Source organism: Streptomyces sp. NPDC104309, from assembly GCF_055584025.1.
This window is the reverse complement of record NZ_JBVJMV010000021.1, coordinates 34710-52341: the sequence shown is the minus strand read 5'-3', so window position 1 is coordinate 52341 and position 17632 is coordinate 34710. Positions and strand designations below refer to the sequence as shown.

The window sequence follows — 17632 nt, the reverse complement described above, 5'->3', positions numbered from 1 at the left end:
TCCATGACTTCACCCAGGCTGAAGGAATCCCGACAGGGATGAGGGTTGCGTACTACAGGTGAGGTTGGGTCAGAACGGCCTGCGGCCACCCGAACGAGGTAACAGGCCCAGGTCCAGGCACTCTCAGTGGTGCCCGGGAGCTGCGGGCAAACGCGGAACTCGGGGACTATTGCTCACCCTTTTTGGAGAGAATCCGCCGCGCAGCAACGCACAGATCCCCGCGGCCGGACACCGGTCTCGGCTGCCTCTGCCTGGGGCTGACGGTCCCGCCTCCCCGGGAAGCGAGAGGCGGGAGGCGGAACCGTACACCTGCTACCGGCCGATCGAAGCCGGAGCAGGGCTGCTCCTAGGACGGGGGCATGAGCACCTTGTCGACGAGGTAGACGGTGGCGTTGGCCGTCTTGATGTCCCCACAGACGATCTTGGCGGTGTCGTTGACCTTGAACGACGTGCCCGACCCGGAGGTCTTGAGCATGGAGCCCTCCCGCGTCTTGAAGCTGCCGTTGGGAAGGTCGTTCGGGGTGATGGTCTTGTCCACGACGTGGTAGGTCAAGACCTTCTTCAGCTGCGCCTTGTCCTTGAGCAGGCTGGAAAGCTGCATCTTGGAGATCTTGTCGAAGGCCGCGTTCGTGGGAGCGAAGACCGTGATGTGCTTCGCGTCATTGAGCTTGGTGGTGAGCCCGGCGTCCTTCAACGCGAGTGCCAGCTTGGTCAGTTTCGGGTTGTTGGCCGCCGCCGTGGCCACGCGTTCCTTGGACATGCCGGTGGCACTGCCCTTGCCGCTGTGCGGCAGCTGGGAGCATCCCGGGCCGAACGGGCTCGGTGTGCTGGACGGGCTGGACGCCGCGTCACCGGCGAACGCTTGCGGGGCGAACGCGCCGAGCGAGAGCGGGAGGGCCACCACAGCGGTGATCGCTGCGGCGCTCGTGCGGATGCGATGTGACCTCATACCGATACCTCTTCCCTCTAGGCGGAGGTCCGTGAGGTGTCGATGGCGACCCTCATAGGACGAGGACTGTGGCCGACCTGGCCCGGATGTCGTCTGCACCGCTCCGGCATGCCTCGTGGACCACCGAATCAAGCCTAGACAGCATTCAGTGCGGGGCGCACCCCGAGAAAAATCGGCCGGTTGCGCCACTCGCCCACCACCCCCGGAGCCACCTGATTAACGGCGGGCACGAGCAGCCGAGCGGACACACTCCGGGGGAAGGAGTGCCCCGATCAGTCGTCCACGGTCCGTCCCAATGCGGCGGGCGGAGGGGCAACGTCAATGACCGCTCTCTCGCAGGAGCTCTTCGCCACCGGCGCATACGACTCGCTCGCCGACGGCATGGCCTTCCCGGAACTCAACGCGCTGTTCTCCGGGTCCCACTGACCGGCCCGCCGGCCGGGCTCCCGCCTCTGGGGAGGAGTGACCAACTTCCCAGCGCAGAAAGGCCGACCGAAGCGCTCAGCCACAACCACCCCGCCGGCGACGTGGAGGGCGAGGCGCCGGGCTGCGGGCGGCCGTAGCCATCGACGCCCACCGCACGCGGAGCCCGGCACACCCGGCACGGGCAGTACGACGACCAGCCGCAGCACGGTACCGCGGCAGACGGGCACTCCGAAGACCCCCTGAGCCCCCAAACGGATCGGCTGTTCGGGGACTCAGCGCTTCGCACGGCGGTGGGTCAGGATCGCGCCCATGACCAGCCCGACCAGCAGGGTGACTGTCAGTACCGCCCAGAGCGGCAACGTGACCGTGGTGACCCACAACCGGATGCCGATCGATTCGGTGTTCACGGCGATGAACCAGATCGCGAGTCCCGCCAGCACCAAGAGCCCGATGGTGCGTAGCCGTACGTCGCGGCCCTTGACGGAAAGGGTCGGCGGGGCGTGTGGCCGAGAGGTTTTCTGTGCCATGGTCCCAGTATCGAGCGGCCTAGATGATTAGTCCTGACAAGTCGGATTCATCCTCATCCTTTCCGCACCGGGCCATGAGGCAGGAGAGCGCGGCCGGGGTGCGCGCTCAGGCCGGTCGCGTCGGCGTCAGGTGCCTCTCGATGGCGCTGATCGTCTCCGCGTTGGACTCGAAGAGGAGCCCCCGCATGCCGGCTGCACGCGCCGCGGTGACGTTGACCATGACGTCGTCGATGAAGAGGCAGTCCGCGGGCCTCACCCCGAGCCGGGCGCACGTCACTTCGAACGCGCCCGCCGCGGGCTTGAGGATGCCGATCTCGTGCGAGTAGACGATGTCGTCCACCAGATCGCCGAAGCCGTACCGCTTCTCCTCGCGTTCCCGGGCGCCGACGAAGCTGTTGCTCAGGATGCCGAGCCTGCAACGGGAGGCCAGGGTCCGTACGTAATCGATCAGCTCTTCGTTGGGACTGCCGAGGTACTCGTCCCACAGGTCGGCCATGAACGCCTCCGTCTGCACAGGGTCCAGCCCGAGGTCCGCCGAGACCCGTGCCCGGACCCCTGACTCGCCGACCGTCCCGACGCTCCCCGCTTCCCAGACGTCACCCAGCCGCTCGTGCACGGCCCCGGGCGGGAGGCCGAGTCGCCGCTCCCACGCCCCCTCCCACCCCGTGGCCGGAGTCATCTCCAGCACTCCGCCTATGTCGAGGACGACGCAGCACGATTCCATCCGGACCTCTCCCGCTTCCGCTCCCGGCGCCGGGGCGGGTGTCCGCCCCGGCGCTTCCGACAGGCACACACTGGGTGTTGCCCGGGGGGACGTCAAGGAGCGGCTGGTGCCCCCGGCCGGTGGGGGCGTACCCCCCCCGTCAGTAGGCGACGATCGCCCACGCCGGTGCCCCGACGACAACCGCCGTACAGCACCCCGTGGCGGCCCGCACCATGACACAGCCCGGAGCCGACGAGCACCGCTCCCGTCGCGCAACACATCGCATCGACCGGTGCGGCTTCCGCCACCCGGTGCCGAGGGCCGGCCGGTGCTCACCGGGTCCGGCACGGCCGTCGTCACCGCGGACTGGTTCTCCCTTGACGTCGTACCGGCGGAGACGGTCGCGGTACGCCGAGCGAAGCACCGGACGCCGAGCGGCCGTACCTTACGCGGCGTGCGGCCCCTACGCGGCGTGCGGCGGCCGTACACCAGTGGTGGCATCCGTCCGGATCCCCGGGCAGATGGGGCCGAAAGTCCCTGCCGCACCACGTGCGCGCGTACCAGTGTGGGACATGTACCGCCGGAACCTGGAGGGAAATCATGACCGCCACCGAGCTTCCCGTGATCGCAGCCGTCGATGGCTCGTCGCACAGCCGTGAGGCGCTCGACTGGGCCGCCCACGAAGCCGTCCGCCGGAGGCTCCCGCTGGTCATCGTGCATGCCCGCACGCCGACTCGCCGCGCCGTCCCGGAAACGCAGCAGCGCGAGGCGGAGGAGTTGCTCACCCGGTCCGTGCGACGGGTCGCCGGGATCGCTCCCGATCTGCACCCGAGGACGCTCGCGCCGCTGGACTTTCCCGCGGCGGCGCTGACCTCGCTCAGCAACGAGGCCTCGCTGGTCGTCGTCGGCTCGCGCGGTCTGGGAGGTTTCCGGTCGCTGATGCTCGGCTCCAACAGCCTGGCGATCGCCTCCATGGCCGGGTGTCCCGTCGTCGTCATCCACGGCGGACCGTCGGACGAGCACGAGGAGGAGTCGAAGGAGGCCTTCCCCGACGTCGTCGCGGGCGTCGCCGCCGATGAGAGCAGTGAAGCGGTGCTGGAGTTCGCCTTCTCAACGGCCGCCTCCCGGCCCGGTGCGCGGCTGCGGATCGTGCACGGCTGGACGATGTTCTCCTCGATGCTGTCGGGCGGACCCGTCTTCGACCGGGACGCGGCGGCAGGTGCGGCCGAACGGAGTCTCGCCGAAGTCACCGCGGGCTGGCGGGAGAAGTACCCGCAGGTCGAGGTCGTCAGGGAACCCGTCGGCGGCTCCGCCTCACGCACCCTGGTCACGGCCTCGGCCACCGCGGCACTGACCGTGATCGGGCGGCGCAAGGGCGGTGAGTCCCTCGGGCTCGGGCTCTCCCCGGTCGCGCAGACCACACTCACGCACGCGCTCGGCCCGGTGGCGGTGGTGCCCTGCTGACGGCATCGCCCGGCCCGCCGTGCGTGCACGCCCCTTGGCCTCGCACGCCGGCGGGCGGACACTGGCCCGATGACGCAGCGCGTGGATCTCGCGACCGTGATGGACCGGCTGTCCATCGATGCAGTGATCACCGGCTATGCGAGGGCGGTGGACGACGGCGCGTGGGCGGACTACCGCGCCCTGTTCAGCGAGGACGGCCGCGCAGACTACCGCAGCGCGGGCGGTATCGAGGGGCCCGCGGCCGAGGTCGCCCGGTGGCTCGCGGAGACCATGCGGCTCTTCCCTGTACGCCAGCATCTGATCGTCAACCGGCTGGTCCGCCTCCAGGACCTGGACGGCAGTCCGGGCGACCGCGCCGAGGTGCGGGCCGACTACGCCAACCCGATGCGCCTGGAGGCCGCGGAAGGGGACAGGGGCGGCTTCGGGACGCGGACGGGCGCGCCGAACTTCGTCTCCGGCGGGCGGTACACCTTCACGCTGTCGCGCACGGGAACCGGCTGGCGAATTCTCACCGTCACCGTCCACGAGAAGTGGCGCGGCGCTGCGGACTCGCTCACGCCGGGCTGATCCGGTCCATCGGGGCTTCGGCTCCCCTGCGCGGGGGAAGAACTGCGGAACGGGGAGCCAGGGGGGAGACTGCTGATCAGGCGGGACGAGGAGGCGCGGCATGCGGATTCCGGCCGGTCGGCGCGAGCAGTGGGAGCGGATACTGCGGTCCGGCCGGTGGCGCGGCTGTCTCGCACTGCTCGCCGGTGCGCTGCCCGCGCTCGCGTTCCCCGCCCCCTCCCTGTGGTGGCTCGCGCCGGTCGGACTGGTGCCGTGGCTGCTGCTGATCCGCTCCGCCGGTACGGGGCGCAGAGCGGCGCTCGACGGTTGGCTCGGCGGGATGGGCTATCTGCTCGCCGTGCACCAATGGCTGTTGCCGAGCCTCCATGTCTTCCTCGTGATCCTGGCGGCTCTGCTCGGTCTGCTGTGGGCGCCCTGGGGGCTGCTGGTCTTCCGGGTGCTGCGCGGGCCGGTGTCCGCCGCGACCGCCGCGGCCGCGGTCGTCGTGGTGCCGTGCGGCTGGCTGATGATCGAGCTGGTCCGTTCCTGGCAGGGTCTCGGCGGCCCCTGGGGGCTGCTCGGAGCCAGCCAGTGGGAGGTGGCTCCGGCACTCCGGGTAGCGTCCGTCGGCGGGGTGTGGCTGGTGAGCCTTCTGCTGGTGGCGGTGAACACCGCGGTGGCCCTGCTGTTCGTGACCGCCGCCGCCCGTACGGTCGCCGTCGTCGGCCTCGCGGTGTGCGCTTTGGCCGTGGGGGCGATGGCGCAGTGGGCGCCGCGGCCCGAGCAGTCGGGCGTGGCCAGGATCGCCGTCGTGCAGCCGGGAGTGATCGCGGGTCCGCGGAGCGTAGAGCGCCGGCTGGCAGTCAGTGAGCGGCTGACCGGCTCTCTGGTGGGACGCGATCTCGATCTGGTGGTGTGGGGCGAGAGCAGTGTCGGTACGGACCTCTCCCGGCACCCGGACATCACTGCCCGGATCGCGGCCCTCTCGCGCCGGCTGGGCGCGGATGTGCTGGTCAACATGGACGCCCGGCGCACCGGCGGATCGGGGCGGACCGGGATCTTCAAGTCCGCGGTGCTGGTGGGTCCGGACGGGCTGACCGGGGACCGGTACGACAAGATGCGACTGGTGCCGTTCGGTGAGTACATCCCGGCCCGATCGGTGCTCGGGTGGGTCACCTCCCTGGGCAAGGCCGCGGGCGAGGACCGGCTGCGGGGTACCCACCCGGTGACGATGAGGCTGCCCTCGGCGCTCGGCGGGAAGGGACTGCGCATCGGTCCGCTGATCTGCTTCGAGTCCGCGTTCCCCGACATGAGCCGGCGGCTGACCCTGGACGGCGCGCAGGTGCTGATCGACCAGTCGTCGACGTCGACGTTCCAGCACAGCTGGGCTCCCGCGCAGCACGCCTCGCTCGGGGCGCTGCGTGCCGCCGAGAACGGCCGCCCGATGGTGCATGCCACGCTCACCGGCATCAGCGCGGTGTACGGCCCGCAGGGGGCCCGTGTCGGTGAGCCACTCGGTACGGGTACGAGCGGGGCGGTCGTGTACGACGTACCGCTGGCGTCCGGTACGACGCTCTATGTGCGGCTGGGCGACTGGCCCGTGCAGGGGGCGGCGGCGGTGCTGGCCGTGTTCTGCGCATTCGAAGGGGTGCGGTCGTTGCGGCGGTGTGACCGGGGCGGACCGTCCGGGGCGAGGACCGCGGCGGTTCCGGTGGACTCCTCCGGTCCGGTGGATTCCGCACGCGACGGGACCGCCGGGCCGACGGGTTCGGCTCCGGCTGGACCGGGGACCGCCCCTCGGACTATCCCGGGCCGTGCACGGAGACGATGTGGCCCTGGGCGTCGACGGTGAGCGAGACGCGCTCGACCTTGTTCGTCACGGCCAGTACCAGCCACACGGCGCCCCAGAGAAAGCAGGTGACGGCCATCAGGATGGCGTGCAGCACATGGTTCAGCGGCCGGCCCCGGACCATGACGACCTGGGTCTCGGAACGGGACTCCACACGCCAGCCGCTCGCGATCCGCTGATTGACCGCCCAGTCGAGGATCAGCCCGCGCTGCGTGGCGTCGGGCGGCCGCCCGTCTGCCGAGTAGTAGCCGGGCGGCGGCTGGAGCGCTCCCCAGCCCTTTGGCTCGTCGCGGGGCCTCACGAGGTCACCTCCACGGGCCGGTGGTCCATCACCCCAGCCTGCATCGGGGTGGGGCCCGACGCATCCCGGGGCCGGTGGGCCCGGGGAGGCGCACGGTCCCGGGGCCTCCCGTTCGGATCATGCCGGGCTGTTCCGAACGAGAGACCCTAGGCCACGTCCAGGTCGCGCAGGATGCGCTCGCACAGCTCGTGCGTGCGCAGGGCGTCCCCGGCGCTGAGCACCTTTCCGGCCCGCACGGCTTCCAGGAAGGACAGCACGCTCTGCTCGATGCCGCGCTGCCGGGCCACGGGTACCCAGTCGCCGCGCCGCCGTACGCTCGGCTGCCCCTTGTGGTCGATCACCTCGGCGAGGTTGACGACCTCTCGCTTGGAGTCCTGCCCCGAGACCTCCAGCCGCTCCTCGGTCGAGCCGCTGAGCCGGTTCATCATGCCGATGGCGGTGAATCCGTCGCCGGACAGCTGCAGCACGACATGGTGCATCAGCCCGTCGCGGATCCTGGCCTGTACAGCGGTGTGCTCGACCGGCCCCGGCACCAGGAAGCGCAGGGTGTCGACGACATGGATGAAGTCGTCGAGCACCATGGTGCGTGGGTCCTCGGGCAGGCCCACCCGGTTCTTCTGCATGAGGATCAGCTCGCGCGGGTGCTCGGCGCACTGCGCGTAGCCGGGCGCGACCCTGCGGTTGAAACCTACGGCAAGGCTCACCCCGCGCTCTTCGGCGAGACTCACCAGCCTTTCGGAATCGGCGAGTTCATAGGCCAGCGGCTTGTCCACGTACGTGGCGACGCCCGCGTCCAGCAGCCGGGCCACGATCTTCGGGTGCACGGCCGTGGGCGCGTGGACGAAGGCGGCGTCCAGCCCCTGGGCGAGCAGCGATTCCAGGTCGGTGTGACACTGCCCGGACGGGATCCGGTGGGACTCGGCGACCGCGGTCAGGGTGGCGGGGGTACGGGTCTGCAGATGGAGTTCGACCCCGGGCCGAGTGGTCAGAACCGGCAGATACGCCTTCTTCGCGATGTCACCGAGTCCGATGCAGCCGACCTTCACGGGGGTCTCCCTCTCACTGTCCGGCGCGGGCCGCTGCGGTGCTACCGGACGAGGGTGCCCCGTAGAGCCCTTCGGACCGATGTCTACCGCGGTGACCTGCGCGCCTCCTTCGTCCGGGCAGCATACGTGTGCTGCGGTGGCTGCCAGTCCGCGATGCCGTCGAAGGTCCGCAGGACCAGCGTGGGCCCGAGCCGCGAAACGACGGACATCAGCGCGTCGCGCAGTGCCACGGCCGGACCGCTCGTCAGGCGCATGAGCCGGGAGGCCTGCGCGGCCTTGCGGACGACGGCGGACGTACGGGGCAGCCGGTCGGCGGTGTACGCCGCCAGACCCGCGCCGAGGTCCCCCTCCGGCGTCACGTGGTGGGCGAGCACGATCGCGTCCTCGACGGCCTGGTTGCCGCCCTGTCCCAGGCTGGGGGCCATGGCATGGGCACAGTCGCCGACGAGGACGGCACGCCCCCGGTGGAAGGACGGCAGGGGGTCGATCAACTGGTGCACGTCGTTGCGGAGCACCTGGCCGGGCTCGGCGGCGGCGATGAGCGAGGGGATCGGGTCGTGCCAGCTGCCGAACCGCCGCATCATCTCTTCCTTCTCGTCGTCGGCGGCGCGGACTCCGGCGGGGGCCACGGCGGCCCCGTAGGCGTAGATCCGGCCGTCCTTGAGCGGCTGGGTGCCCCAGAGGGCGCCACGCCCCCAGGTCTCGTGCGGGACGAAGGGCCGCTCGGGCGCGGGGACGATGATGCGCCAGGTGGTGAATCCGGCGTACGAGGGTCCGGGGTGGGCCGGGAAGAGTGCCCGGCGCACGCCGGAGTTGATGCCGTCGGCGCCGATCACGAGGTCGGCCTCGATGTCCCCGGACGCCGTTGTGACCACGGCTCGCGCCCCGTCCGCCACGCCCGGGTCCAGCAGTTCCGCCGCGACATCGGTACGGACGGCGGAGCCGGGAAGCCGGGCCACCAGGCGGTCGACGAAGGCGGCCCGGTGCAGCAGGACGAGCGGGCCACCGAACCGCGCGGCCGCGGCGGCGCTGTTCGTACGGGAGAGCCAGCGGCCGCTCGGGGTGCGCATGCCGCCCTCGCCCTGCCAGGCGGCCAGTGACCTGATCTCGTCGCCGAGGCCGATGACGTCCAGGGCACGCTGGGAATTGGGGGCGAGGGCGATACCGGCGCCGACGGGTTCCAGGGAGGCGGCGCGCTCCAGAACAGTCACCCGCCAACCGCACCCGTGCAGGGCCACCGCCGTGGTGAGTCCGCCGATTCCGCTGCCTATGACGACGGCGTGGGGATGGTCCATCACTCCTCCTCGACAATGAAACTACATCTGTAGTGACGCCTTCACCGTACTACAGGTGTAGTGAGAAAGGTAGGTTGACCCCATGGCCACACGCACCACCGGCACTTCCCGGGCCGATCTCGTCACCGATGCCGCCCTCGCGCTCCTCGCCGAACGCGGGATGCGCGGGCTGACCCACCGAGCGGTGGACGAACGCGCCGGACTCCCCCAGGGCTCGACATCCAATTACGCGCGCACCCGGCAGTCCCTGCTGGAGGCGACGGTCCGACGGCTGGCGGAGCGCGAGGCCCGGGTGCTCGCGCCCGGTGAACTTCCGGTTCCGGGCATCGGGCCGGCGGACGCTTCACGCGCCGGCGCGGGGCACGGCACAGACGGTGGTACGGCTCAGGGCCCGGAACACGACACCGGCGGCGACGCGACACACGGGCCGCGCACTGGCGCGCAAGCAATGATCGACGGTCTCGCGCGGGCTCTGCACCGCTATCTCACCCGCCATCCCGAACTGCTCGTCTGCCGGTACGAGCTCGCTCTTGAGGCGACCCGGCGCCCGGAGCTGCGGGAGTTCTTCGACGCGACGGGGCGGCAGTTCCGCGAGCCGCTGACGGCGCTGATGACCGCGGCCGGATCGACCGAGCCCGAGCGGCACACCCTGTCCCTGGTCGCCTGGTGCGAGGGGCTGATGTTCTCGTGTGCCGCGGGATCGTTCCACCGCTCGGTGCCGACCGAGGAGGAACTGCGCACCGGCTTCACCGAACTGCTGCGCGGAATGCTGGGTCCCGATTGGACGTTGCGCTGACCGGCGTCACTCGTGCGGGCCAATCACCGCTTCCGGGCTCACTCGAAACCGGGTCCGCACAGCAGAGTTGGTCAGGTGCAACGAACCAGAATCACCGTGAAGCTCCTGGTCGGCGTGGCCGTCACGACGCTGTCCGGCTGCGTGTCCGTGGCCCCGCAGGCGGACGTTCCGGCCCGGCCCGGGAACAGCAGGCCCGGCGAGGACCTGGCACCGCAGATCGTGCCGCCACCCGCCCACGACAGCCTGGAAGCCCTACCGGGCCCGGGGACGTCCGTCTCCGCGTCCACCCCGACCACCGGCACGTCGCCGGACACCCAGCGCGCCGCGCCCCACGCGCCGCGACAACGCAACCACCCCGGAGCGGCGCGGCCCCGACCGCGTCACGAACCGCCCGCCGTGACCGTGCCCGCACCGGCCCTGCCGGCCCCCGCCTCAAGGACGGACGTCTGCGCGCTGGGACGGGGGTACGGGCACTGGCCCGCGGGCAGCCCGCAGTCCCGGATCTGTGAGAACACCTACGGTCACTGAGCCCGGCAGGAGAGTGCCGGGTGGGTGGCCCGTCCGTCACGGACGGGCCACCCCTCACAGCTCCCGCAGCCTCAGCTCCAGCCGCGCGATCGCCGCGCGGACCCCTCCCCCGTATCCGTCGTCCGCCCCGTCGTCCGCGAGCACATCGGAGGCGGCGCGCGCCCGGTCCAGATGGATCCGGGCCGCCTCGGGGCGCTGGAGCTTCACATAGTCCGCCGCGAGATTGAGATGGAGCGAGGGGTAGAACACCCGCATCGCGAGCGCGTCGGCGTGTTGTGCCGCACGCTCGTCGGTCAGGCCGTCCGCCGCGGTCAACGCTCGCAGGTCCCAAGCCAGTTCATCGCCGGGGTCGTCCTGGGTGTCGGCCATGTAGTGCGCGAGGGTGCAGCGGTGCAGGGCGTCACCGTCCTCGCCGATCTCCGACCAGAGGCCGCCGAAGCGATTGCGGGCCTCCTCCCGGTCACCGCCGTGCAGCAGCATGACCGCCTGGCCGATCCTGGTCATGACGGCGTCCTTCGACGCCTCCCGCTGCTCCGTCACCGCGGCCTCCCTGTTCCTGTCCACCCGTTCCCGATCGACGCTAGCCGCAGCCGGGGTCAATCCCGCTGAGGCTCGGGCGGGCGCCCCGGGTCTGTCCTCCGGGCGCCCGCCGCCGACGGGGCCGGAACCCCGGCGTCAGCCCAGATCGGGGATGCGCCAGTCGATGGCTAGGTGCCCCTGCGCCGCCACCGCCTCGTTGATCTGCGTGAACGGACGGGAGCCGAAGAACTTCTTGGCGGAGAGCGGTGACGGGTGCGCGCCCTTCACCACCACATGCCGTTCCTCGTCGATCAGCGGGAGCTTCTTCTGGGCGTAGTTGCCCCAGAGCACGAAGACCGCCGGATCGGGCCGCGAGGCGACCGCGCGGATCACCGCGTCGGTGAACTTCTCCCAGCCCTTGCCCTTGTGCGAGTTGGCCTCGCCCGCGCGCACCGTCAGCACGGCGTTGAGCAGGAGCACGCCCTGCTCGGCCCACGGCATCAGATAGCCGTTGTCCGGGACGGGCAGGCCGAGCTCCTCCTTCATCTCCTTGTAGATGTTCCGCAGGGAGGGCGGCGTCTTCACACCCGGCCGTACCGAGAAGCACAGGCCGTGCCCCTGCCCCTCGCCGTGATACGGGTCCTGACCGAGGACGAGGACCTTCACCTTGTCGTAGGGCGTGGCCTCTAGGGCGGCGAACACCTGGTCGCGCGGCGGATAGACCGGCCCCTTGGCCCGCTCCTCCTCGACGAACTCGGTGAGCTCCTTGAAGTAGGGCTTCTGCAGCTCTTCGCCGAGGACGCCGCGCCACGATTCGGGCAGCAGGTCGGTGTCGGTCACGTCAACAACCTCCGGTAAGTAATACGTTCTTCACCCGAGAACCTACCGGGGGCCACTGACAACGGACCCTGCGAGCCCTGCCGCCGGCCTACCAGCTGGCCTTGCGGTACAGCTCCCACATCTGCATCACCGTCTGCGGGTCGAGCGCGCGCTCCCCGCCGCCGACGTCCTCGCCGGCGGCGACATACAGCTTGCCCTGCCACAGCGGCAGCAGCCGTACGTCGTCGACCAGGATCTGCTGGGCCCGTTCGAACTGCTTGCTGACCGCTCCCCGGTCGCTCTCCTTGCGGGTCTGCGGCAGCAGCTGCTGGGTGATCTCGTTCTTCACGTACGGCATGCCGGTGATGCTGTCCTTGCCCACGAAGGGGGCGATGAAGTTGTCCGGGTCCGGGAAGTCCGGGAACCAGCCGCGACCGAAGACGGGGTACTGGCCCTTGGTGAAGCCTTCCTGGAACTCCTTCCAGGGCTTGCTCCGCAGCGTGATCCTGAACAGTCCGGAGGCTTCCAGCTGACGCTTGAGCTCGTCGAACTCGGGTGCCGTGGAGGAGCCGTATCGGTCGGTCGTGAACCAGAACGTCATCGCGACGGGCCTGGTGATACCGGCCTTGGCGAGGATCTGCTTCGCCTTGTCCTTGTCCGGTTCGCCGTAGGCGTCGAAGAAGCTGGTGGTGTGACCGGCGATACCCTTGGGGACCATGGAGTACAGAGGCTCGGCCGTGCCCTGGTAGACCTTGGCCACCAGCGCGTCACGATCGACGAGCTGGGCGATGGCCCGCCGTACGGCCACGTTCCCGGCGGCCGGGTCCTCGGGGTTGAAGACCAGGAATCGAATGTCCGCGCCGACCGTCTCCACGATCTGCAGATTGCTGTCCGGATCCTTGTTGTCTTCGAGATTGACGACCTCCCCGGCGGTGACGCCTCGGTAGATCGCGTCGATCTCGTTCTTCTTCAGTGCCGCGACCACGGGCGCCGATTCCTTGAAGTACCGAATGGTCACGGCGTCGTTCTTACGGTTGGCGAAGCCCTTGTAGTCCGGGTTCTTCACCAGCTCGGCCCGATCCCCCGGCTTGTACGAATCCAGCAGGTAGGGTCCGGAACCGGTGACCTTTCCGTCGCTGCGGATCTTGCGCTTCGCATAGTCACCGGGGGCCACCAGCGACATCGCGGGGGTGGCGAGGATGAAGGGGAATGTGGCGTCCGGCTTGGTCAGATGAAAGACGACGACATCGTCCCCCTTGGTCTCGACCCGGTCGAGCGAGCCGAGCATGCCGACGGGGCCGCCCTTGACCTTGATGTCCCTGATCCGGTCGATGGAGTACTTCACGGCCTCGGCGTCGAGTGTGTCGCCATTGGAGAACTTCAGGCCCTCGCGGAGTTTGCACCGGTAGGCCGTGCTGCTGGCATCGGTGAACGTGCACGATTCCGCGGCATCGGGCTCGGGACTGGTGCTGCCCGTGGGAAAGCTCACCAGGGTCTGGAAGACATTCCGCATCAGCTCCCAGGAGTTGTCCCACGCCGCCGCCGGATCGAGGGTGGAGGGCTCACTGGTCGTACCGACAACTATCTCCTTTTCCCCTTTCGAGCTGCCGTCGGAGAGAAGTCCGCAGCCTGCCAGCAGAGAAAGGGAAGCAAGGACTGCAGCGGCCTGCACACTGGCCCGGTAGAACACGTGAACGCTCCTCGATCAGCCATGGGTCGGCAGACCTTACCGCAGTGCCCCGTCGGGTCAATCCGCAGGCCCGACAGGGCACTTGAGTCAATCAGGGCCAAAACCGCTCAGGCCGTGCTCAGCTCACGCCGGCATTCAGGAACATCCCGCCGTCGACGACCAGGGTTTGTCCGGTGATCCATTCGGCCTGGCTCGACGTGAGGAACGCGGCGGCGCCGCCGACGTCCTCGGGAGCGCCCAGCCGGCCGAGCGGATAGGCGGCGGCGGCCTCCGCCTCACGGCCCTCGTACAGCGCCCGGGCGAACTTCGTCTTCACCACCGCGGGAGCGATCGCGTTGACCCGGACGCCCGGCGCGAACTCGTGCGCCAGCTGGAGGGTCAGATTGACCATGGCGGCCTTGCTCATGCCGTACGCGCCGACGAACGGTGAGGCGGAGATCCCGGCGACCGAGGCGATGTTGACGATCGCCCCGCCGTTCTCCTTCTGCCAGGCCTTCCAGGTCTGCTGGGCAAATCCGAGCGCCGAGATCACATTGGTCTCGAACACCTTGCGGGCGACATTGAGATCGAGGTCCGCGATCGGACCGAAGACCGGATTCGTCCCCGCGTTGTTGACCAGGAAGTCGACCCGGCCGAACGCCTCCATGGTGCGCTCGACGGCCACCGCCTGGTGCGCCTCGTCGTGTGCCTTGCCCGCCACGCCGATGACCCGGTCGGAGCCGAGCCGCTCGACGGCCTCCTTGAGGGCCTCCTCGCCGCGTCCGGTGATGCACACCCGGTCACCGCGGGCCACGAGCGCCTCGGCGACGCCGTAGCCGATGCCCCGGCTCGCGCCCGTGATGAGCGCGACCTTCCCACTGTCCTGCACAGTCATGACGTCCGTATCCCTTCGGTTCAGTTGAGCGGTCCGCCGGCGACGTACATCACCTGGCCGGAGACGAAGCCCGCCGCGTCGCCCGTGAAGAAGGCGATGGCGTTGGCGATGTCCTCGGGGCGGCCGACGCGCTGCACCGGGATCTGCGTGGCGGCAGCGGCCTGGAACTCCTCGAAGCCCATGCCGATGCGGGCGGCAGTCTGCGCGGTCATCTCGGTGACGATGAAGCCGGGGGCAACGGCGTTGGCGGTGATGCCGAACTTGCCGAGCTCCTTGGCGAGGGTCTTCGTGAAGCCCTGCAGACCGGCCTTGACGGCGGAGTAGTTGGCCTGGCCGCGGTTGCCGAGCGCCGAGGAGGAGGAGAGCGAGACGATGCGGCCGAATCCGGCGTCCACCATGTGCTTCTGGACGGCCTTGGCCATCAGGAACGCGCCCTTGAGGTGCACGTTCATGACGGTGTCCCAGTCGGACTCGCTCATCTTGAAGAGCAGGTTGTCGCGGAGTACGCCCGCGTTGTTGACGAGGATCGTCGGAGCGCCGAGCTCGGCGGCCACCCGCGCGACCGCGGCTTCCACCTGGGCACTGTCCGACACATCGCAGCCGACGGCGAGGGCGGTGCCCCCGGCGGCGGTGATCTTCTCGACGGTGTCCTTGCAGGCCGCCTCGTCGAGGTCGAGTACGGCGACGGCACGGCCCTCGGCCGCCAGGCGTACCGCGGTGGCGGCGCCAATGCCCCGCGCCGCTCCGGTCACGATGGCGACGCGCTGCTCGGTGGTGGACATGCTTGGTTCTCCTCGCCCTTGGATCGCCGCTCAGCGGACGTCGGGGCACCCCCGGCACGGAACCCTCGTGTGCGCGGAACCTTCCCGATAGCTGAGCAACCGCTTAGTACCTTCAGCAGACGAGACGCTAGAAGCCCCGGCACCCGGTGTCAACGGCCCACGGCCGCAGGGGCGCATGTCACACCCGACGGCGCCGCCGCCTCGGTGGTCGGGTGCGGCGCCGCGGGGCCGGAGGATCAGCGGACCAGCAGGTCGAGCAGTCGCGCGAGCTCGGCTTCCGGGTCGTTCGTGAGGCCGCTGTGCACGGGGCTCGGCTGGATGACGGTGGAGCGGGGCGCGATCAGCCAGCGGAAGCGGCGGCCGGCGTCGTCACGGGCCGCCTGGCCCGCGTCCGTGCCGCCGCGGCAGACCCCCTCCACCGCACGCAGGGCGGCCCGTACACCGACCACGTCGGCGTTGGGGTCCAGGGCCTTCAGCTTGGCCTCGTCGAGATGGGTGCGGGCGGCGACGAAACCCCGTGCGCGGCAGTAGACGACCACGCCCGCGTTGAAGAACTCCCCGCGCTGCACCCGCGGCACCACGCGCAGCAGCGCGTACTCGAAGACATCGCGCTCACTCACCGCTGGCCGTCCTTGTCGTTCTTCTTGGTGGGATGCGGCCACGGGGTGAGGTGCTCGGTGAGCCAGCCGGGGGCCTGCGAGGGCTTGGGTTCGGTGGGGCCCTCCATCGTGATCCGCTCATGGATGGTCGCGGCGCGCGGCAGCAGCGCCTCCACATAGGCGCGGCGCAGCTCGTCCGTGGAATCGAAGCCGGGCTCGTCCACCAGCCACTCGTCGGGGACGTCGGCCGTGACCTCGGTGAGCAGTTCCTCCGTGACCAGCGGAGCGAGCTCGGCGGCCGCCGCCGCGACATCGGGGGCGAAGGGGGCGAGCGCGTGGTCCGAGGCGTTGTACGGCTTGGCGGCGGAGGCCTGGGCTCCGGGCCAGTTGTGGTGCCAGATCATGGTGGCACCGTGATCGATGAGCCACAGGTCGCCGTGCCAGATCAGCATGTTCGGATTGCGCCAGGAACGGTCGACGTTGTTGATCAAGGCATCGAACCAGACGACCCGTCCGGCTTCGCGGGAGTCCACCTGGTAGGCCAGCGAGTCGAAGCCGATCGAACCCGGCAGGAAGTCCATCCCCAGGTTGAGCCCACCGCTGGCCTTCAGGAGTTCCTGCACCTCCTGGTCGGGCTCGGCGAGCCCGATGACCGGGTCGAGCTGGATCTGCACGAGGTCGGGGACGCGCAGGCCGAGCCGACGGCCGAGTTGTCCGCAGATCACCTCCGCGACCAGGGTCTTGCGGCCCTGTCCGGCGCCGGTGAATTTCATGACGTACGTGCCGAGATCGTCGGCCTCGACGATGCCGGGGAGCGAGCCGCCCTCACGCAGGGGCGTGACATAGCGGGTCGCTACGACTTCTTCCAACACTTTCCCAAGCCACCTATCTCTTCAGCGTTACAATCCACGGACGACTTCTCCGGGGCGTAGAGGCAGGAATCACCGGTCAACGGCGCTGGGGAGAATCTGGGGAGTTTCGGCTGGCGAGCCGGTCTCCCCGCTCCCCAAGCAGACCGTCGATGGTGCCGCGCCCCTTGCTGCCAGCTTCCGGCATGAAGTGAGCATAGTAACCGAGGGTGATCGCCGGCGAGGAGTGTCCGAGCCACCGAGCCAGGGTCACGACGGACTCTCCGGCTTCCAACATGATCGAGGCGTAGGTGTGCCGAAGCACGTGGAAACCGTCCTTCGGGGCCGCCGCGCGCTGCCAGGCTTTCGCCCCCTCGGCACGTGGCGGGATGACTCCCGCCTTGGCCAAGGCGGGCTTCCAGGTATAGGCGTTCCATGTGTTCACCGCCACGGCGTTGCCGAAGCGCGTGGTGAGCAGCAGGGAGAACTTCTTCCTCTCCCCCTCCGGCTTCCCCCACGGCAGCTCCACCTCTACCGGCGGGAACGCTTCGATGTGACGCTTGAGTTCCTCGGCTACCGAGGGGGGCAGATCCACCGTGCGGATCTTCTTCCCCTTCGGCAGGGCGAAGTACAGCCTTCCGTGAATCGCCTGCACTTGGCGCCGAACGTGAAGCATGCCGCGTACATAGTCGACGTCCTCCGGACTCAGCCCGAACACCTCGCCCTGGCGGAGCCCGCACTCCAGGCCGACCACGACAGCGATCCTGTTCCGCTCGTTGATGGCATCGCGGACCCGCAGTGCCGTCGCCATCGACCACGCGTCGCGCCGCTCCCGCGGCGACTTGGGCCACCGCACAGATTTCGCGTGCATAGGGTTGCGCACGAGGCGCTTGTCGTCGACGGCCGCTTCCAGAATGGAGGAAAGCTCGGACAGGATGCCGCGCTGGTAGTCGACCGACAAGACTGTCGACTCCAGCTTGGTTATGAACGCCCGCAGATCCGTTGCGGCGATACTCCTGAGCGGAAGCTGACCCAGGTACGGGACGATATGGAGACGCGTTCTATTGATCC

19 protein-coding genes are annotated in these 17632 nt (G+C 69.7%); 5 read left to right on the top strand and 14 right to left on the bottom strand.

The window, feature by feature from the left end; all coding sequences use genetic code 11:
- Positions 1-346 precede the first annotated feature (346 nt).
- The 3 genes from ACZ68L_RS27670 to ACZ68L_RS27660 form a co-directional block, all read right to left on the bottom strand.
- A complete protein-coding gene (locus ACZ68L_RS27670; RefSeq protein ID WP_469581685.1) occupies positions 347-949 on the bottom strand; it encodes a fasciclin domain-containing protein in 603 nt (200 codons plus the stop codon).
- 698 nt (positions 950-1647) lie between these two features.
- Positions 1648-1902, bottom strand: coding sequence for a LapA family protein (locus ACZ68L_RS27665; protein ID WP_469581683.1), 255 nt, complete (start codon positions 1900-1902; stop codon positions 1648-1650).
- A gap of 106 nt (positions 1903-2008) precedes the next feature.
- Positions 2009-2626, bottom strand: coding sequence for an HAD family hydrolase (locus ACZ68L_RS27660; protein WP_469581681.1), 618 nt, complete (start codon positions 2624-2626; stop codon positions 2009-2011).
- A gap of 579 nt (positions 2627-3205) precedes the next feature.
- Between ACZ68L_RS27660 and ACZ68L_RS27655 the strand changes: the two genes are divergently transcribed.
- From ACZ68L_RS27655 to lnt, 3 genes are all read left to right on the top strand, one after another.
- Positions 3206-4069 (top strand): universal stress protein, encoded by an 864-nt coding sequence (locus ACZ68L_RS27655; protein WP_469581678.1) that lies wholly within the window; start codon positions 3206-3208, stop codon positions 4067-4069.
- A 69-nt stretch (positions 4070-4138) separates the two neighbouring features.
- On the top strand, positions 4139-4636 hold the full coding sequence (locus ACZ68L_RS27650; protein ID WP_469581676.1) for a nuclear transport factor 2 family protein: 498 nt from the start codon (positions 4139-4141) through the stop codon (positions 4634-4636).
- 100 nt (positions 4637-4736) lie between these two features.
- Entirely contained in the window at positions 4737-6467 is a 1731-nt protein-coding gene (gene lnt / locus ACZ68L_RS27645; RefSeq protein ID WP_469581673.1) for an apolipoprotein N-acyltransferase, read from the top strand.
- Here the strand turns inward: lnt and ACZ68L_RS27640 are convergent.
- The 3 genes from ACZ68L_RS27640 to ACZ68L_RS27630 form a co-directional block, all read right to left on the bottom strand.
- Positions 6418-6765: a hypothetical protein gene (locus ACZ68L_RS27640; protein WP_469581670.1), complete on the bottom strand. Its 348-nt coding sequence runs from the start codon at positions 6763-6765 to the stop codon at positions 6418-6420. The two genes, lnt and ACZ68L_RS27640, sit on opposite strands and share 50 nt — an antisense overlap.
- 146 nt (positions 6766-6911) lie before the next feature.
- The gene (locus tag ACZ68L_RS27635; protein ID WP_469581669.1) at positions 6912-7811 is read right to left on the bottom strand and encodes a Gfo/Idh/MocA family protein; all 900 of its coding nucleotides are present in this window, start codon (positions 7809-7811) and stop codon (positions 6912-6914) included.
- An 83-nt stretch (positions 7812-7894) separates the two neighbouring features.
- Complete coding sequence (locus ACZ68L_RS27630) at positions 7895-9106, bottom strand: FAD-dependent monooxygenase (RefSeq protein WP_469581666.1); 1212 nt, start codon at positions 9104-9106, stop codon at positions 7895-7897.
- An 82-nt stretch (positions 9107-9188) separates the two neighbouring features.
- Between ACZ68L_RS27630 and ACZ68L_RS27625 the strand changes: the two genes are divergently transcribed.
- Together ACZ68L_RS27625 and ACZ68L_RS27620 are read left to right on the top strand one after the other, a co-directional pair.
- Positions 9189-9902: a TetR/AcrR family transcriptional regulator gene (locus ACZ68L_RS27625; RefSeq protein ID WP_469581663.1), complete on the top strand. Its 714-nt coding sequence runs from the start codon at positions 9189-9191 to the stop codon at positions 9900-9902.
- Between the two features lie 75 nt (positions 9903-9977).
- Positions 9978-10430 (top strand): hypothetical protein, encoded by a 453-nt coding sequence (locus ACZ68L_RS27620; RefSeq protein WP_469581661.1) that lies wholly within the window; start codon positions 9978-9980, stop codon positions 10428-10430.
- A gap of 54 nt (positions 10431-10484) precedes the next feature.
- Here ACZ68L_RS27620 and ACZ68L_RS27615 read toward each other — a convergent pair whose 3' ends face one another.
- The 8 genes from ACZ68L_RS27615 to ACZ68L_RS27580 all read right to left on the bottom strand — a co-directional run bounded on the left by ACZ68L_RS27615 (position 10485) and on the right by ACZ68L_RS27580 (position 17522).
- Complete coding sequence (locus ACZ68L_RS27615; protein ID WP_469581659.1) at positions 10485-10970, bottom strand: hypothetical protein; 486 nt, start codon at positions 10968-10970, stop codon at positions 10485-10487.
- A gap of 135 nt (positions 10971-11105) precedes the next feature.
- Entirely contained in the window at positions 11106-11789 is a 684-nt protein-coding gene (locus ACZ68L_RS27610; RefSeq protein ID WP_469581657.1) for a uracil-DNA glycosylase, read from the bottom strand.
- 88 nt (positions 11790-11877) lie between these two features.
- Complete coding sequence (locus tag ACZ68L_RS27605) at positions 11878-13458, bottom strand: ABC transporter substrate-binding protein (protein ID WP_469581654.1); 1581 nt, start codon at positions 13456-13458, stop codon at positions 11878-11880.
- Positions 13459-13576: 118 nt separating this feature from the next.
- Positions 13577-14332: an SDR family oxidoreductase gene (locus ACZ68L_RS27600; RefSeq protein WP_469581649.1), complete on the bottom strand. Its 756-nt coding sequence runs from the start codon at positions 14330-14332 to the stop codon at positions 13577-13579.
- Positions 14333-14352: 20 nt separating this feature from the next.
- Positions 14353-15114 carry a 3-oxoacyl-ACP reductase FabG gene (gene fabG / locus ACZ68L_RS27595; RefSeq protein ID WP_361453063.1) on the bottom strand — a complete coding sequence of 254 codons (762 nt, stop codon included), beginning with the start codon at positions 15112-15114 and terminating at the stop codon, positions 14353-14355.
- Positions 15115-15350: 236 nt separating this feature from the next.
- Positions 15351-15734, bottom strand: a complete 384-nt coding sequence (locus ACZ68L_RS27590) for a DUF3037 domain-containing protein (RefSeq protein WP_469581645.1) — start codon at positions 15732-15734, stop codon at positions 15351-15353.
- Entirely contained in the window at positions 15731-16585 is an 855-nt protein-coding gene (locus tag ACZ68L_RS27585) for a HipA family kinase (protein WP_469581644.1), read from the bottom strand. Before ACZ68L_RS27585 ends, ACZ68L_RS27590 begins: the two co-directional genes overlap by 4 nt.
- 76 nt (positions 16586-16661) lie before the next feature.
- Positions 16662-17522: a tyrosine-type recombinase/integrase gene (locus ACZ68L_RS27580; RefSeq protein WP_469581641.1), complete on the bottom strand. Its 861-nt coding sequence runs from the start codon at positions 17520-17522 to the stop codon at positions 16662-16664.
- Positions 17523-17632 lie beyond the last annotated feature (110 nt).

Bases quoted from the DNA above. Each gene is read 5' to 3' on its own strand.
- ACZ68L_RS27660 (WP_469581681.1), bottom strand. From the start codon at position 2,626: ATGGAATCGTGCTGCGTCGTCCTCGACATAGGCGGAGTGCTGGAGATG.
- lnt (WP_469581673.1), top strand. From the start codon at position 4,737: ATGCGGATTCCGGCCGGTCGGCGCGAGCAGTGGGAGCGGATACTGCGG.
- ACZ68L_RS27630 (WP_469581666.1), bottom strand. From the start codon at position 9,106: ATGGACCATCCCCACGCCGTCGTCATAGGCAGCGGAATCGGCGGACTC.
- ACZ68L_RS27600 (WP_469581649.1), bottom strand. From the start codon at position 14,332: ATGACTGTGCAGGACAGTGGGAAGGTCGCGCTCATCACGGGCGCGAGC.
- ACZ68L_RS27665 (WP_469581683.1), bottom strand. From the start codon at position 1,902: ATGGCACAGAAAACCTCTCGGCCACACGCCCCGCCGACCCTTTCCGTC.
- fabG (WP_361453063.1), bottom strand. From the start codon at position 15,114: ATGTCCACCACCGAGCAGCGCGTCGCCATCGTGACCGGAGCGGCGCGG.
- ACZ68L_RS27655 (WP_469581678.1), top strand. From the start codon at position 3,206: ATGACCGCCACCGAGCTTCCCGTGATCGCAGCCGTCGATGGCTCGTCG.
- ACZ68L_RS27670 (WP_469581685.1), bottom strand. From the start codon at position 949: ATGAGGTCACATCGCATCCGCACGAGCGCCGCAGCGATCACCGCTGTG.
- ACZ68L_RS27650 (WP_469581676.1), top strand. From the start codon at position 4,139: ATGACGCAGCGCGTGGATCTCGCGACCGTGATGGACCGGCTGTCCATC.
- ACZ68L_RS27625 (WP_469581663.1), top strand. From the start codon at position 9,189: ATGGCCACACGCACCACCGGCACTTCCCGGGCCGATCTCGTCACCGAT.